16 protein-coding genes are annotated in these 16,419 nt (G+C 43.5%); 7 read left to right on the forward strand and 9 right to left on the reverse strand.

What is annotated here, in order from left to right:
• The first annotated feature begins 243 nt into the window (after window positions 1–243).
• Window positions 244–1,074, forward strand: a complete 831-nt coding sequence (locus H6G48_RS17055; RefSeq protein WP_190722620.1) for a tetratricopeptide repeat protein — start codon at window positions 244–246, stop codon at window positions 1,072–1,074.
• Here H6G48_RS17055 and H6G48_RS17060 read toward each other — a convergent pair whose 3' ends face one another.
• The 6 genes from H6G48_RS17060 to H6G48_RS17085 all read right to left on the reverse strand — a co-directional run bounded on the left by H6G48_RS17060 (window position 1,075) and on the right by H6G48_RS17085 (window position 7,392).
• Entirely contained in the window at window positions 1,075–1,932 is an 858-nt protein-coding gene (locus H6G48_RS17060) for a DNA-formamidopyrimidine glycosylase (RefSeq protein WP_190722621.1), read from the reverse strand.
• A gap of 263 nt (window positions 1,933–2,195) precedes the next feature.
• Complete coding sequence (locus tag H6G48_RS17065) at window positions 2,196–3,539, reverse strand: cytochrome c biogenesis protein (RefSeq protein ID WP_190722622.1); 1,344 nt, start codon at window positions 3,537–3,539, stop codon at window positions 2,196–2,198.
• A gap of 50 nt (window positions 3,540–3,589) precedes the next feature.
• Entirely contained in the window at window positions 3,590–4,318 is a 729-nt protein-coding gene (locus tag H6G48_RS17070) for a cytochrome c biogenesis protein CcdA (protein ID WP_002757062.1), read from the reverse strand.
• Between the two features lie 18 nt (window positions 4,319–4,336).
• The gene (locus tag H6G48_RS17075) at window positions 4,337–4,699 is read right to left on the reverse strand and encodes a VOC family protein (protein WP_190722623.1); all 363 of its coding nucleotides are present in this window, start codon (window positions 4,697–4,699) and stop codon (window positions 4,337–4,339) included.
• A gap of 2 nt (window positions 4,700–4,701) precedes the next feature.
• Entirely contained in the window at window positions 4,702–5,658 is a 957-nt protein-coding gene (locus H6G48_RS17080) for an ABC transporter permease (RefSeq protein ID WP_110579854.1), read from the reverse strand.
• On the reverse strand, window positions 5,659–7,392 hold the full coding sequence (locus tag H6G48_RS17085; protein ID WP_190722624.1) for a peptide ABC transporter substrate-binding protein: 1,734 nt from the start codon (window positions 7,390–7,392) through the stop codon (window positions 5,659–5,661).
• Between the two features lie 204 nt (window positions 7,393–7,596).
• On the opposite strand from H6G48_RS17085, the gene H6G48_RS17090 reads away from it, so the two are divergent.
• From H6G48_RS17090 to H6G48_RS17110, 4 genes are all read left to right on the forward strand, one after another.
• On the forward strand, window positions 7,597–7,836 hold the full coding sequence (locus H6G48_RS17090) for a DUF433 domain-containing protein (RefSeq protein WP_242034675.1): 240 nt from the start codon (window positions 7,597–7,599) through the stop codon (window positions 7,834–7,836).
• 242 nt (window positions 7,837–8,078) lie between these two features.
• On the forward strand, window positions 8,079–8,537 hold the full coding sequence (locus H6G48_RS17095) for a hypothetical protein (RefSeq protein WP_190722626.1): 459 nt from the start codon (window positions 8,079–8,081) through the stop codon (window positions 8,535–8,537).
• Window positions 8,534–8,698: a hypothetical protein gene (locus H6G48_RS17100; protein WP_190722627.1), complete on the forward strand. Its 165-nt coding sequence runs from the start codon at window positions 8,534–8,536 to the stop codon at window positions 8,696–8,698. The genes H6G48_RS17095 and H6G48_RS17100 overlap by 4 nt, the downstream gene beginning before the upstream one ends.
• Before the next feature lie 748 nt (window positions 8,699–9,446).
• Window positions 9,447–9,746, forward strand: a complete 300-nt coding sequence (locus H6G48_RS17110) for a HigA family addiction module antitoxin (protein ID WP_046662171.1) — start codon at window positions 9,447–9,449, stop codon at window positions 9,744–9,746.
• A 197-nt stretch (window positions 9,747–9,943) separates the two neighbouring features.
• On the opposite strand, the gene murB is transcribed toward H6G48_RS17110, so the two are convergent.
• Both murB and murC read right to left on the reverse strand, forming a co-directional pair.
• Complete coding sequence (gene murB / locus H6G48_RS17115) at window positions 9,944–10,822, reverse strand: UDP-N-acetylmuramate dehydrogenase (RefSeq protein ID WP_190722629.1); 879 nt, start codon at window positions 10,820–10,822, stop codon at window positions 9,944–9,946.
• A 429-nt stretch (window positions 10,823–11,251) separates the two neighbouring features.
• Complete coding sequence (gene murC, locus H6G48_RS17120) at window positions 11,252–12,679, reverse strand: UDP-N-acetylmuramate--L-alanine ligase (RefSeq protein ID WP_190722630.1); 1,428 nt, start codon at window positions 12,677–12,679, stop codon at window positions 11,252–11,254.
• A gap of 409 nt (window positions 12,680–13,088) precedes the next feature.
• On the opposite strand from murC, the gene H6G48_RS17125 reads away from it, so the two are divergent.
• Window positions 13,089–14,105: a type I glyceraldehyde-3-phosphate dehydrogenase gene (locus H6G48_RS17125; protein ID WP_158202112.1), complete on the forward strand. Its 1,017-nt coding sequence runs from the start codon at window positions 13,089–13,091 to the stop codon at window positions 14,103–14,105.
• Between the two features lie 102 nt (window positions 14,106–14,207).
• On the opposite strand, the gene H6G48_RS17130 is transcribed toward H6G48_RS17125, so the two are convergent.
• Window positions 14,208–14,984: an ABC transporter permease gene (locus tag H6G48_RS17130; protein ID WP_190722631.1), complete on the reverse strand. Its 777-nt coding sequence runs from the start codon at window positions 14,982–14,984 to the stop codon at window positions 14,208–14,210.
• Between the two features lie 228 nt (window positions 14,985–15,212).
• Here H6G48_RS17130 and H6G48_RS17135 point away from each other — a divergent pair, with 228 nt between their 5' ends.
• Window positions 15,213–16,325: an aminotransferase class I/II-fold pyridoxal phosphate-dependent enzyme gene (locus H6G48_RS17135; RefSeq protein WP_190722632.1), complete on the forward strand. Its 1,113-nt coding sequence runs from the start codon at window positions 15,213–15,215 to the stop codon at window positions 16,323–16,325.
• Window positions 16,326–16,419: the final 94 nt, after the last annotated feature.

Consider the following 16,419-nt stretch of genomic DNA (forward strand, 5'->3'; position numbering starts at 1 on the left):
AATTAGTAATCAAGCAAGTCAAAAGCGCAATCTGGGGGGTTACAATAACCCTCTAGGGCGACTCTACTGGCATCTAATATATTAAGAACCATGATCTTTTGACTGTCAACCTTGTCAAAACCCTTTTGAGTCTTGACCGTTTGCCCATTGTACTTAATAAAGAGCGGCCAATTCGATCGATCCCCTCATCAAATCTCCAGATTTCCAGAACATTTTCCTCTCTGTCCCCTCGCACCCCAGTCTATGAAAGCCTCTCTCTCTCACCGTCGTTGGCTGTCCATCGGTCTCGTCCTCATGTTATTTGCCTTGTTGTCCTTCTCGATCATGCCGCTATTGACTTCTATTCTCAAAAGTCAGCACTCCTCGGGCCAGAGTCATCTGTCCGCAGTCAAACAAGAGGAATTAGCCAGTCAAGCACTGGGTTATCAGATGGTTTTGGAGCGCGAACCCGATAATCAGACGGCTTTGCGGGGATTATTAGATACTCGCTTACAGCAGGGCGATTTAAGGCAAGCGATCGAACCTTTAGAAAAATTAGCGCAACTTAACCCCCAACAATCCGATTATCTGCTACTTTTGGCGGAAGCGAAACAGCAAATAGAGGACTATGCAGGAGCCACAGCCAGTTATCGCGCTCTTTTAGCCTCCCATCCCCAAGAGCTGCGGGCCTTGACCGGATTAACTAATTTATTTCTTAGCCAAAACCGCCCGATCGAGGCGATTAGTCTGGTCAAAGACACGCTCGATCGCGCTTTAAAAGCTGCTGCCGATCCCAATAATCCTGCTAGTTTAATCGATATCGTTTCCGTTCAGTTACTTTTAGGCAAAATCTATTTCGAGCAGCAAAATTATCCGGAAGCTTTAAACGCCTATAAACAAGCTCAACAGATGGATGTTAACGATTTCCGACCGATTTTGGCAGCGGCGATCGTACTAAAAGAACAGGGCAAAAATCAAGAGGCTCAACCCCTCTTTCAAGATGCTCTCAGTCGCGCTCCTTTTGCTTACAGACAGGAGATTCAGACCCTAGCCGACGAAAATAACAAAATTGAAGCCACAGCCCCTAATCAGTGATCAGCTTTTTCTCCCTTCTCCCCTTGAGACTTGACACTGGGGACAAAAATGAGCCGAGCGCCCACTTAATTTAATTCTGGCAATAGTTGCACCGCAAAGGCGACAATTTTCGCCATTACGACCGTAAACCCAGGCCATCGCCCCATAATTGCCATTAACTCCCGTAACGTGGAGAAAATCGCTAAAACTGGTTCCGCCTTCAGCGATTGCAGTTTCCAATACAGAAATAATGTTTTTTGTCAATAAGTCTATTTGCTCAATTTTCAAGAGATTAGCGGCAGTTTGGGGATGGATGCCACTTTTAAAAAGAACTTCATCTGCGTAGATATTGCCAATTCCTGCGACTACATTTTGATCGAGGAGAAAAGTTTTAATCGGACGACGACTTTTTTGACAGTGACTATAGAGGTAATCGGGGGTAAAATTGCGATCAAAGGGTTCTAGTCCCAGTTTTTTGAGACCGGTAATCACAGTTTCTGGGGTTTTATCGGCGGCAATCCACCAAATTTTCCCGAAAGTGCGGGTATCAACAAAACGCAATTCTTGCTGATTGGCAAAAAAGAAGCGTAAGCGCGTATGAATCGGCAGGGGAGTGGTATCTTCTACCCAGAGCAATTGTCCGGTCATACGCAGATGAACCCCGATACTGCTACCATTATCTAAATTGGCGAGGAGATATTTGCCTCGGCGCTGCCAATTGCTAATCGTGGTCTGAGCAATTCCTTGCAGAAAAGTTGCCTCGCAATTAGGGTAGGCTAGGGTACGCTGTAATAATACTTCCCCACCGATAATTTTTTGGCCCTGGGTAACTTGATTTAACCCGCGACGCACCGTTTCTACTTCTGGCAATTCTGGCATATAAGTAATTGGGGTTTACTGAAAAAGTTTGTTGGTGGAGTTAGGAGTCAGGAGTCAGGAGTCAGTAGATAAACAGAACTTTTGATCGAGAAACGACACTAAATTAACGTCGATTCTAAGCTAAGAGGTATTTTAACCGCCTATCCTTAGATTAGCTGAATCTCCCCCCCCCTTGCCCCCCCCGACGTCGGGGGGGGTTGCCTATTGCAAGAGTGCCTCTTGCCTGATCTTAACCAGCAATTTAAATGTGCGGAGCGGACAGCTTACTTTAACTTTAGCCTTTCAATGGTATCAATTATTTCCCGTTCAAAACTGACTTGAGCGCGATTAGTTTTACCACCAATATAAAAGCGATCACCCGATTGTAAAGCCCAAATTTGGGAATGGGAAAAGTAACTCATTACCACTCCCATCATCAATAAACCAAAACCTAAATAGACGATCGGGACTCCCGGATCTGCCTTAATTTGTAAACCTGTACTTCCCACTAATTCGACTATTTTTAGATTAACTCCATTGATAGGAATCGTCATTCCTTCTCGTACAGCAGAGGTTAAATCTCCCTTAGCATCGTAGACAACTACCGTACCTTGTAAATCTCTGGTTAAAAGAGAAACTCCCTCACTAAGATCGGTTGTAGTCGGAATCCAAGTTCCCCAGATTTGTCCATTACCTTTGGTGTCTAAACTAGCCATCGGTAGCTGTAGGATCGGACTATTATTCACCTGTACTTTTACCCCAGCAATCCCCCAACTGGTTTGATAAAAAGTCACCCCTTTATGGTGCAAAGGTTGGTTAACTTGAATAGTTTTGCGATCGATCTCCTGTCCTTGATTATCGATCACCGACAAATCAGAATAAAATTGTTCTATATCACCTTTAGGACTATAATCAATCCAAAAACGATTAACTTTAATCCCCCAATCCTTAGGGAGAGAATTTTTAGATAAGGGTCCAGCTTCAATAATATTTTTAACCTGAAAACTATCGCCACTAGCTACCATTTCTTGAGCGAAAAACCCAGTTAACGCTCCCCAGATCGCTCCTGCTAAAATAATTAACATGGCTGCATGAACGATAATCGGACCGATTTTACCAATCAGACCTTTACGAGCATAAAGACTGTTATTTTCTAGAAAAACTTTGTAGCCTTTTTTTTCTAACAAGGGGGTGAGGGATTCTAGGGAACCAGTTTCTAATTCAGCACTTAAAGCCAGTTTTTGAAATTGGCGAGATTGTTGATAAAATTGCCATTTTCTGGCCGCTTTTAAAGCGGGAAATTGTCGTCGGAAGGTGCAAGCGGTTAAACTGGAACCGAAGAGAATTAATAATGATAGATACCACCAGGTACTATAAACATGATTTAATCCCATTATTAATAAAACTTTCCAAGTCAGAAACCCAAATAAAGCGGGTTTTTCAGGATAATTAGCTTGGTAGAAAGATAGAGATTGACCCTGTTCGATTACTGTCCCAGAAATGCTAAAAATAGCGATTAAAAGTAAGAGGATAATTGCCAATCGTAGATCGGCAATAGTCTGGATAAATTTCCGTCCCCATTGAGGCGGTCTATTCTTTAAATTTGAGGAAGTTTCCGATATAGTCATAGTTAAAAGTTTTGCAATTCTAGCCAATTATCTATCATAACTCTCCACCATCACAGCAGACGGGATAATAAAGAAAAAACTCCAAAACCGATTAATAAAACCCCACTGACAGGATTAATCCACCCGGACCATTGACGCAGGGAAAGAAAGCTTTTCAGCGAGGCAGTAAAAGAACCGACGATAATTAAGGGTAAAACATAGCCGGCAGTGTAGGATAACAATAATCCCCCTCCTAAGCTTAAATCTCCCGTATTTGCCACCCATGCCAATAGAGTCGCTAGAACAGGTGTACTGCAAGGAGAGGCGATTAAACCAAATGTTAAACCGAGAAGATAGGACCGCAAAATCGGGGGAAAATCGCCGGTAATCCAATCGGTAGCGCCAAGGGAGGGGAAGCGCAGGGGTAATAATTCCAAGAGGTTTAACCCCATCAAAATAGCGATCGCACTGACGATAATTGGTAAACCGATCCCCACCTGTCCATAGACTTTTCCTAAAGTAGCGGCAATTAGTCCCAATCCCGCTAAGGTGGTGGCTAATCCCAGGGAAAACCATGTGGACTGCCAAAAAGCCGCTAAACGACCTTTATTTTCGTAACCCCCGATATAAGCGACGGTAATCGGCAACATCGACAGCATACAGGGGGTAAGACTGGTGAGTAAACCGGCTAGAAAAATCACAGCAATACTGACAAAACTAAGGTGAGTTAGTTGGGAAGTCACTAAGCGATCAGCGTATTGTTCAAGGTGATAGAGTTGAGTCTGTAATTGGTCTAACATATTGGGGAATTTTTCAGGCTAAATTTGGCTCATTTCTAGGATATTACCATCGGGATCACTGACAAATAAGGCCTTTCTACCCGAGGCACTCATTTGAATTGTATAACCTTGACTTTCTAGATAGTTACCCATGGCCGCCACGTCATCAATAGCGAAGGCAATATGAGGATTGCGTCCCCATTTTTCGGGATTGGGACGGTAGTTTTGGTAATTGCTATCGACAATTAAATGAATTTGATAATCTCCCACTTGATACCAAACCCCATCGTATTGAAAAGGGCGATCGATTCTAGTTAATCCTAGGACATTTTCGTAAAAGTTAACGGCTTTTTCTAGATCGGTGACTAAAATCCCCGTGTGTAAGGATCGCATGATGTTCATAGTTAATATCTGACTCGCGGATCGAGCCAACTATAGGTTAAATCGGCAATTAAGTTAAAGATAACAATTAAAATCCCATAGATAAAGGTAATCGCCATCACTACGGGGGTATCACTGCGGGAAATAGAATCGATTAATAAAGCACCGATACCCGGCACACGAAACACTTGTTCTGTGACTAAAGCTCCAGTAAAAATTGAGGGAATATCAAGAGCAATCAGGGTGACAACGGGAATTAAAGCATTGCGAACTATATGCTTAGTGAGGACAGAAAAATTAGTTAGTCCCTTGGCTAAGGCAGTTTTAACGTACTCTTGGTGAATTTCTTCGGTTACGGAAGAACGCACAAAACGCATCAACATCGCCCCTTGATATAAGCTTAATACAGTTACGGGCATAATTGACTGTTTAACCTGCTCGATCAAACTATTAAAATCGCTAATTTCTAGGGTACTGTTATAAAAAGATGGTAGCCAGTTTAACTGCACACTAAAGATAATAATTAATAATAATCCCGTCACAAAGGTGGGTAAAGAAAAGCCAAGCATCGAAAAAGTAGAGATGATTTTGTCTAACCAAGAATAGCGCTTGACTGCTGAAATTACGCCCAAAGGAAAAGCGATTAAAACCCCGAAAATATAGGCAATACCGACAATCCAGAGAGTTGTGGGTAAACGCTGCCAAATGAGGGTAAAAACCGGGCTGCGACTGGTGAAAGAATAGCCCATATCTCCTTGAAGAAATGCTAACAACCACTTGACGTAACGCACGGGAAGGGGTTGATCTAATCCGAGACTTTTGCGAATATTTTCTCGCACCGCTTCCGTAATAGCTGGATTAGCTGCAAATTCCCCCATAGGATCCCCCGGCGCTAGGGCCAAAATGCCAAAAACCACCATACTAATAGCTAAAAGAGTGGGAATCGAAAATAATAATCTTCTCAGAAAATATTTGAGCATTTATTTACTACGCTTCCAGTCCTTGATGTTCCAAGTATTTCTATCCCAGGGAGTTAATTCAAACCCCGACAAACTATTGCTAATTGCCACCACATCGGCACGATGAACTAGGGGAATAATCACAAAATCATTAATTAACATATCATTCATTTTAATCGCTATTTCTCGCCGTTTTTCTGGGTTTAATTCTTGACTAAAAGCTTGCCATAATTTATCGTATTCAGGATTGCAATAACGAGCATAATTATCCCCAGACCAACCATCAGCTTTTTGGGGAATTTCGCTACAGGTAAAGGTTTTAAAATAGGCTTTCGGATCGGGACTATTATTACCTGTAGTGTACATTTGTAGGTCAGCATAAAACTTTTCTACCGTGTCATCGTTAGCAGGATCGCTAGAAAAGAAAATACTGGCATCAACAGTTTTTAATTCTACTCCTACCCCGATCGCTTGTAAACTTTGTTTGATAATTTCTTGGGTTTTCTGACGGAGAGGATTGACAGTAGTTTGAAAAACTAATTTCATTTCTACCCCATTTTTATCCCTAGTGCCATCACCATTACTATCTTTCCATCCCGCATCATCTAGTAATTTCTTAGCCTTTTCTAGATTAAATTCATAGCGAGTATTGGGAGAATTATATTCCGATGGCATCACAATAAAATTAGGAGTTGTTTTCCCAGTAATACCATAAAGCTGCGTGGCAATAGTATCTCTATCAACGGCTAAAGATAAAGCTTCTCTTACTTTTACATCACTCAAAAAAGGATGGGGAAACTTAATACTAGACCTCTCACCTTCGGCAGTAACTTGATTAGGATCGCTCAGATTAAATAAAACTCGTTCAATCAAAGAACCGAAACTAGATATTAACTGACCCCGACCCGCTTTTTCTAAATCACTTAAAACCTTGGCCTCTACTTGCAAATTATAGGCATAATCCGCCTCCTGTGTCTGTAAAACCGCTCTTGCCGCCGAAGTTGCATCACCGCCGCCTTTTAATTCTATTCTTTGAAAACCCAATTTATCCGCTTCTCGAAAGAAAGAATTTCGTTCATAAACCGCCGTATCTCCCGGTTTAAATTCTACCACTTTATAGGGGCCAGTTCCCACCGGTAATAAATTAGCAGGGGCTTGACGTGCCGTTTCATTGCTATATTTTTCATAGAGATGAGCAGGTAAAATCATCCCTTCTGTTCCCACAAAAACTAATGACCAAGCGGGATTAACTTGCTTAAAAGTTATTTTAACCGTATGGGTATCGATCGCTTCCACACTTTTAACTATTTCATAATTGCCAGCGCTAGTAGAACCAGTTTTCGGATTGGTAATAAAATTATAGGTAGCGATGACATCTTTGGCAGTAAAAGGAGTACCATCTGACCATTTAATATCTTTTTTTAGCTTCCATGTCACGGATTTACCATCCCGGGCAACTCCCCCATTTTCAATAGTAGGAATTTCTGCCGCTAAAAAAGGAACTAATTCCCCTTTTTCATCGAAACTAGCCAAAGGTTCTAAGGTAATGCGACTCGCTTCTGAGTCTTTAAATCCCGTGGAGAGATGGGGATTTAAAATCGTCGGTGCTTGCCAATATAAAAGTTTTAAAGTTTCTGAATTATTATTGGTCGTTGCTGGGGGATTATTAGCTGTTTGTTGACGACAAGCACTAAAAAGCAGCGTACAACTAAGGGATAAAATTAACAGGGGCAAGAAAAGCGATCGCTTAAACATTTTTAGTGACAATCAATAATTCAACAGGGTGACTTAGGTGATTTCCTACCCCACCAATAACAAGTTATCAGACATTGAGTCTTGATCTCGATCGATTAATTGATTATTTGCCTTTATCCATTCCTAGTCAAGTTAAATCGATCATGCTATGGTAGCGATGCTGTACTAGACAATAAAATTCTAGGCACGGCGACGAAAATGCTTATGACCTTATTTCATCAGGGCGCGACAGCAGAGGAAATCGTTAATCGTTACCCATCACTAAATCTAGCTGACGTTTACGCCACGATCGCTTTTTACCTCAATCACCAATCGGAAGTAGAATCCTACTTGCAACAGCGACAACAGCAAGCACAGAAGATTCCGGTAATCAATCAAGGGAGATTTGACCCCCAGGGATTGCGAGATCGCCTTCTTGCCCGTAAAGCAGCGCAGCAAGAATGATTAAGCTTCTGGTTGATGAGAACTTTGATAATACTTAACTGGCGCGTTACGGCGGATTACTAATTTTGTTTTTTCATTCCAAGCTTATCACCGCCTAACGCACCCTACAAAATTGCTGACCATTTCCGTTAGCTTGCTAGATTTTCTGCACGGACAGAGCTTCGAGGTCGTCCATAAATTTGTTCAAAGATTATACTGTGAGCATAATTTATTAATATTGAGCCAATCCGTTAATTATAAAAATGATGATTCTCGCAAATGTCATTTGGCCGTCTTTGTATCTGGTTGAACGTATAAACACATGGTGGATAGTTGGAATTAGTCTCCTGATTGAGTTCCTCTGCTTAATATGGCTGACCCAAGAAAAAATATGGAAAGTAGGATTGATGACTCTTGTGATGAACCTCGTTTCTACAGTTGTAGGTATTGTCGGCATCCCTTTGTCTGGTATTGTCTGGGAGTTAATTGCAACTATCACAATCCATCCCCTGTTTCACTGGGGTACATTCAATCCAGTTACTTGGATAGTGAGTTGTATTCTGGCTGCGCTGTTGAATGCAGTTGTTGAGGTTATGAGTCTAATTTGGATTTTTAAGTTTAGGTGGACAGCAAAAATTTTTTGGTGTCTAGTAATTGCTAATGGAATTACTGTTTCAATTGCTTACTGGACTATACTACTTACTCCACCAGGTCTAATGTGAATAAGATAATACAAAACTTTTCTCAGGATTTATTGGCACTTAATGTTAGCGATCTCAAGCTAACACTCCACGGCAGCGGACGGATAGAAGCCGCTTGTGGGGATGCCGAGGTTATCTGCCGCCGCTGCGTTTTGCCGTTAGCCGTAGAGTGCGTTCCCTAAGGGACTTGCGTAAAAATAAGATGCCAGCTAGTCCAGTAGGGTGCGTTAGACGGCGACAATCTCTGCTCTTACTTAGGACTAGCAATCCGTCGTAACGCACCACCCACGAGATATATTAAAAATAGCCTCGTAGGTTGGGTTGAGCGAAACAATACTGAGGCGAAAATAGCTTAATTCGCTTGAAAAAGCGAAACCCAACCACCCCAAAGGTTACTCTTTGTTGGGTTTCCTTGCGTCAACCCAACCTACAATAATTGCTTACCCGGATTGGTACTTCATGAACTGGCAGGGCAACGTAAAGGAACCTGGACGGTGAGAGTATCTGGAAACTGGCGGATCACTTTCACCTTTGACGGTGTTGATGCTTGTGATGTCGATCTTGAGGACTACCACTGTTGACATCCTCGCCGCCCTAAAAGTGCGGCGATTCCTAAACCTCACGATTTAAGTTTCTGCTTCCACCACCGTCGCATACCACAGTTAAAAAACCATGTACTGTCTTACACAGAGTCCACAGACTTTCGCCCCATTTCAGAAGCCCGATTCCGTGTGTCCCACGGTACGTTGACCGCCTATAGCTTCTTGTACTTGTTGCGCGCGACTTTTTACCCGGCCAAGCTTTTCTGGTCGGAACCCCCTAAGCCGAGTTTTCAAGGTGCTGCGCCGTCCACTTGGTTTTCGAGACTGGCCTTTTAATTCTAACGTAAAGCCAACCTAGAACGGCGGGGTTTCAGACCCAAAATTTCCGATGAAAATGCATAATCCACCACATCCTGGCGAAGTTCTTAAAGAACTTTGTCTCGAACCTTTGAATCTGACTGTGACTGAGGCTGCTGAAGCATTGGGTGTAAGTCGAAAAACCCTATCTGCCATCTTAAATGGTAGGGCAGGTATTAGCCCCGAAATGGCAATTCGCTTAGGGAAAGCTTTCGATACATCTCCTGAAAGTTGGCTCAATCAGCAAATGCAATACGATCTATGGCAAGCAGAGCAGACAATTGGCAATATCAAAGTCAAACGGCTATCAGTGCGATCGGCGATTGCGTAGGGTGCGTTAATTAAATGTAACGCACCACCCACGAGATATATTAAAAATAGTTAGCCGTAGGGTGCGTTCCCTAATGTGGCTCCTACTGCCCCACCAATAGATTTTTGGGGAACGCACCATGCTAGAGGATTATAAAAATATTTGCCGTCGCACTCCAGCCCATCGTGGCTGAGTTCAACCGTTATCGAGAAAAATAATTAAATCCCGTCAAATTCCCCTAAAACTTTCACCTCTGGTTCTAACCAGAGGGACCAGCGATCGAACACTTGTTCCTGCACATGACGAATTAAACGCAGAATATCCGAGGCTTTTGCTGAACCAATATTCAGGATAAAATTAGCGTGTAATTCTGATACTTGCGCTCCACCAATTTGATAACCTTTTAATCCCATTTCCTCAATTAAAGCCCCGGCAAATTGTGGTTTAGGATTGCGGAAAACACTACCACAACTAGGACGATCATAGGGTTGGGTACTTTTGCGATGGAGTAAATTATGGGTAGTAATTGCCATGATTTCCTCGCGATTATCGGTAGCTTCTAACTGAAATGTAGCTTCGATAACTAAACGTTGATCCCCTTGCAGAGAAGAACTGCGATAACTATAATTTAAATCTTCTTTGCTTAAAGTTTCTAACTGACCATCGGGATTTAATACCAGCGCCCGCACTAATCGATCCGCCACACAGGAGGTATGTGCGCCCGCATTCATCACCACAGCACCCCCCACCGTACCGGGGATACCCACCGCCCATTCTAGGCCCTTCCAGCCCCGTTTTGCCGCTCTCCAAGCTATTTTTGGCAGGGGTTCCCCCGCCGCTGCTGTAATCGTAGCAGTTTCGGCATCAAAACAACTCGATCGCAGATGGCGAGTATTGAGGACAAGTCCGGGTAAACCTCGATCGCTGATTAGTAAATTTGAACCAGCCCCCAAAACAGTCAAGGGTAAATCTTGTGATTGCCACCAAGCGAACACTTCTCTTAATTCCTCTAGATTAACTGGTTCGGCATACCATTGCGCTCTTCCCCCCACCCGATAGGAAGTGAAATCAGCTAGAGAAACAGAGGTTTTAATCATAGGGTTTTAGGGGGTTGGAAGTTATAAATTATGAATTATAAATTATGAATTGGGGGTTGGGGAGCAGAACGTAGGTTGGGCTTCGGCTGTGAGCTTTTGCCGAACGGTTGAAGCATGAAACCCAACGATCATGTTACTTATTTAGGGTCTGCTGAAAAAGTACGGGCGAAGCATTCGGATAGAAAATCTGCGGTTTCACCGATAGGTTATTGCCCGAATGCTTCGCCCCTACAGGACGCGGGCCGATGAAGACGCAAGGTTTTGAACGACGATTCTCTCAAAATCTTACACCTGTTTCGCTCATAAAGCCACAAAACCCCTACCTTGCCTACATTTCACATTTATTCAGCAAACCCTATTTAATACTGCTCACTTAAAAACTCAAATCTGATAACTGATAACTGATAACTGATAACTGATAACTGACTCCTATACTCTAACTGCTAATTGTTCGCGGTAAAGAGAGAGCATTTCGGGGATAACTTGATTGAGATTGCCAGCGCCGAGGAACATGGCTAGATCCCCTGGTTGGAGAATTTCTAGCAGGAATTGACCTAAAGAACTCAATTCAGGGTGATAGTAGGCATTTTTATGGTGTTTTCTCACCTGTTCGACCACTTGCTGCCCCGTGACGTGATTGATATTCACTTCCCCGGCACTATAAATATCCGTTAAGACTACCACATCGGCGGAACTAAAAGCGGCTCCAAATTCCTCTAAAAAGGTAGTGGTGCGACTGTAGCGATGGGGTTGGAAAATAGCGATCGAACGTTGGTACTGTTTGCCTTCTACCTTCAATTTTGCCGCCGCTAAAGTGGCTAACAATTCGCTAGGATGGTGGGCATAATCATCGATAAAAGTAATGCCGTTTGCTTCTCCCTTGTGTTCAAAACGGCGTTTTGCCCCGGCAAAAGTAGCGATCGCATCGGCAATAACAGCAAATTCTAAACCGAGATAACGTCCGATGGCCACCACTGCCAAAGCATTACTAATATTATGTTGCCCGGGGATTTTCACTTCCATTTGTCCCAGATAACTGCCTTTTTCCCAGACGGAAGCTTTCATCATTCCCTGTTCATAGATAATCTCGCTGACGGTGTAATCCGCACCTTTTTCGGGATCGAGACTATAACTAATCGTCGGACGGAAATGCTCGGCGATCGTGTCACAATCTAAACAAGCGACTAAAATCTGGCACTGATGGGCGAATTCATGGAAAGTATCGATAACTTCGCTTAAATTATGGTAATGATCCGGGTGATCTAGCTCAATATTAGTGATTACGCCGATTTTCGGTGCGTGCTTGGTTAGGGAACCATCGGACTCATCGGCCTCTGCCACTAAAAAACGACCTTGACCGAGACGAGCGTTACCCTCCCAAGAGTCCACCTCACCACCGACAATGATCGTGGGGTCTAATCCCGCTTCTAACAAAACGTAACCGATTAGGCTGCTAGTGGTGGTTTTTCCGTGGGTGCCGGCGACGGCGATACTGTCGTAATCAGCGATTAAAGCCGCTAAAACGTCGCTACGGTGAAAAATTGGGTATCCTAAGTCTCTGGCCGCTTGATATTCCTTGTTATGGTCATTAATCGCCGTGGAGCAGATTACTTGCGGAACTGTTTGGCTAATGTTTTGAGGGCCCGGAGAATGAAATAAAGCTAAATTATTTGCCTCTTGACGGTGGAAAATGTGCGCTCCCGCTCCCTGTAGCCGTTGGGTGATATGAGTAGGACGTAAATCCGAGCCAGACACAGGTAAATTGCGCTTGGCTAAGATATAAGCGAGGGCTGACATCCCAATACCGCCAATACCGATAAAATGGAAAGGTTGGCCGTTAAAATTAACTTTTTTCACTGTTTTCACTCCTCAGACCCACGATTATATAAGTTTTAAACTCGATCGGTAGTAAAGTCAACTTCATGATAGGGGCATTTGAGCAGAATTCCCAAATGTTGCCCAGTTGCCTTGCAAAATCCTTGACGCAGAATTAAAATTTTTGCTCCCAATTCCTTTTTTTTAGGCTGTGGGAAGTGGGGTGTGGGTGTGGGTGTGGGGTGTGGGGTGTGGGGAGAATCAATAAAAATAATCTCGGAGTCTCGGAGTCTCGGAGTCTCGGAGTCTCCTATCTCCTGTCTCCTGTCTCCTGAATGGTGAGCTAATAAATTATTTCCGATCGGGATCGCAAAGTTCAACCTTTAAGGTATGATTGGGAACATTAATTATTTTTTTATGTATTGCACTAAAACGTAGAGGGCAAGCAGCAGTGATTAGAGTAGCGATCAATGGTTTCGGACGGATTGGACGTAATTTCCTAAGATGTTGGTTAGGACGGACTGATAGTGGCTTGGAGGTAGTGGGGATCAATGATACATCCGATCCCCGAAGTAACGCTCACCTGCTCAAATATGACTCGATGTTAGGCAAACTTAACGCTAATATCGATGCCGATGATAATTCTTTAATTGTTAACGGTAAAACCATTAAATGTTATTCCGATCGCAATCCCCTCAATCTGCCCTGGGCAGAATGGGGTGTAGATCTAGTGATCGAAGCTACTGGTGTTTTCGTCGATGAAGAGGGCGCTTCTAAGCATATTGTCGCAGGAGCTAAAAAAGTCCTCATTACCGCACCGGGTAAAGGTTCGGGTGTGGGAACCTATGTCGTCGGTGTCAACGCTCACGAATACGAACACGATAAATACAATGTCATCAGCAATGCCAGTTGTACCACCAACTGTCTTGCTCCTGTCGTCAAAGTGATTCACGAAAACTTCGGCATCATCAAAGGGACGATGACCACCACCCACAGTTACACTGGTGATCAACGCATTCTTGATGCTAGTCACCGGGATCTCCGTCGCGCTCGCGCCGCTGCCGTTAACATCGTTCCCACCTCCACCGGTGCTGCCAAAGCTGTAGCCTTAGTTATCCCCGAAATGAAAGGGAAACTTAACGGTATCGCCCTGCGTGTACCCACTCCTAACGTTTCTGTAGTGGATTTAGTCGCACAAGTGGAAAAAAGCACGATCGCGGAACAGGTAAACGAAGTCCTCAAAGAAGCTGCGGAAAATTCTTTGAAAGGAATTCTCGAATATAATGATTTACCCCTCGTTTCCTCTGATTATCGCGGTGTTGATGCCTCCTCGATCATTGATGCTAGTCTCACCATGGTGATGGGTGGCGATATGGTAAAAGTTATCGCTTGGTACGATAACGAATGGGGTTACTCCCAACGGGTGGTTGATCTCGCTGAAGTCGTCGCCAGCAAGTGGAAAGGCTAAATCAGTGATCAGTAAACAGTAATCAGTGAACAGTGGGCGTTAATTAGGAGTCAGGAGTGGTTAGTGATAACTGATAACTGACTAACTGATAACTGTTAACTGTTAACTGATAAGTGACAAATTCTCACTGAAAAAGCGCCGATAGATTCCCTCTGTCACCAATTGAGCGGTGATTAGGTTAGCTAGGGCAATCATAAACAGGATCAGTATCTGGTAGGAAGCGGCGTTTAAAGGTTCACTTCCTGCCAATACCTGTCCGGTGAACATTCCGGGTAAACTGACTAAACCCACCACCATCATCTGATTGAGGGTGGGGATTAAACTAGCTCGAATCGCCGCTTTTTGATAATCTGCGATCGCCTGTTGAGGGGTTGCCCCCAAACAAAGATGGGTTTCGATTTCTAAACGGTGACTTTTAATCGCACTGCTTAATCTTTCCCCGGCTAAAGAGGCACTATTCATGGCATTGCCTAACACCATCCCCGTCAAGGGAATTAAGTATTGGGGTGAGTACCATTGTTCTGGTTGAATAATTAAAGCGATCGCATAACCTAAAGTTAGACAGCTACTAATCAATAAAGAGCCGAAAACTAGCGGTAATAAGCCTTTATCCCGGCTATCGATGCGATTTTTAGCAACAATAGTCGCAATAGTCATCATCACTGCCAAAATCCCCAGCACTGCTAGAGGATTATCAAGGGAAAAAATAACGGCGATAACGTAGCCTACCACTAATAATTGCAGGATCGATCGACCGGTCGCTAATAATAATTGTCCCTCTAGAGCTAAATTTGACCAACGGGAGAGGAGTAAACAAATACCCATCATCCCCAAAGCCCAACCCAAATCCACCAGATTTAGTTCTACTAATCCATCCATAAAAATAAAAGAAACAAATTACAACGATAGTTCATCTATAAATAGCAAGTTTATAATTATTTTTGACTAATTATCAAAAAAATCGGCTCTAAAACCTCGCCTTAAGGCGAAAAGTTTTTGTAAAGGGAATTTATGCCCCGTTACAAAAACTGCCTCCTGCCTCCTGCCTTCGTTATTCCTTCTTTTCGCCGACAAATCCCGATTAGTCTCTAATTTGAGTGAAAGCGCGTGAGTACAATTCCCCCCGTCGATTTATCCCGTCAATACCAAGTCATCAGCGAAGAAGCTAACCATGCCGTTTTAGAAATCCTCCGTTCTGGGCGCTATATTGGTGGTGAAGCTGTGAGCGAATTAGAACGACAATTTGCTCTCTATCATGGTGTTAGCGATTGTGTCGCCTGTAATTCGGGAACCGATGCCCTTTATCTGGCACTGCGCTCCCTCGGTATTCAAGCGGGGGATGAAGTAATTACTTCTACTTTTTCGTTTATTGCCACCGCCGAAGCGATTAATTTAGTCGGGGCAGTGCCGGTTTTTGTCGATATCGATATCAATACTTTTAACCTCGATGTGGCACTGTTGGAAAAAGCGCTTACTCCCCAGACTAAAGCGATTATCCCAGTACACCTTTTTGGGCAATCTGTCAATATGTCTGAGGTGGTAAATTTCGCTCGTTCTCATAATTTATTGGTGATTGAGGATTGCGCTCAAGCAACGGGAGCAGAATGGCATGGGCAGAAAGTGGGGAGTATCGGCGATATTGGCTGTTTTAGCTTCTTTCCCACCAAAAATTTAGGCGGTTGTGGCGATGGTGGCGCAATTACCACCAATAACCCCGAGTTAGCGGCACAAATTCGCATGATTAAAGAACACGGCAGCAAGGTGCGTTATCTCCATGAGGTAATTGGGGTGAATAGCCGCTTAGATGCCATTCAAGCGGTTATTTTGCAAATTAAGCTGAAATATCTCGATTTTTGGAATAATCAACGGATCGAGATTGCCCAACGTTATCGGGAATTACTGCAACCTTTGCCTAATATCACTTTACCTGCCGCTTTAGCCGGAGGTAAGCACGTTTGGAATCAGTACACAATCCTAACGGAAAATCGTGACCAAATTCGGGCGGCTTTGCAGGAAAAAGATGTCCTATCCATGGTTTATTATCCGATTCCCCTACATTTACAGCCGGTTTATCAGTATTTGGGCTATAAAAAAGGCGATTTACCCGTGGCTGAATTGGCCAGTGAAAAAGTGTTATCTTTACCTATGTTCCCCGATTTAAGCTGCGAGGAACAACAACAGGTAGCCTATGCGCTGAAAGATTGTTTGCATAGTTCCTAAGTTATCAGTGGGAATTAGGAATTAGGAATTATAAATTATGAAGTGGGGAGAAAAAAGCTGCCCCCTGCCGACCGCCTCCTCTCCTAATTCCTGA

The organism is Microcystis flos-aquae FACHB-1344 (assembly GCF_014698375.1).
Taxonomy (GTDB): Bacteria; Cyanobacteriota; Cyanobacteriia; order Cyanobacteriales; family Microcystaceae; genus Microcystis; species Microcystis aeruginosa.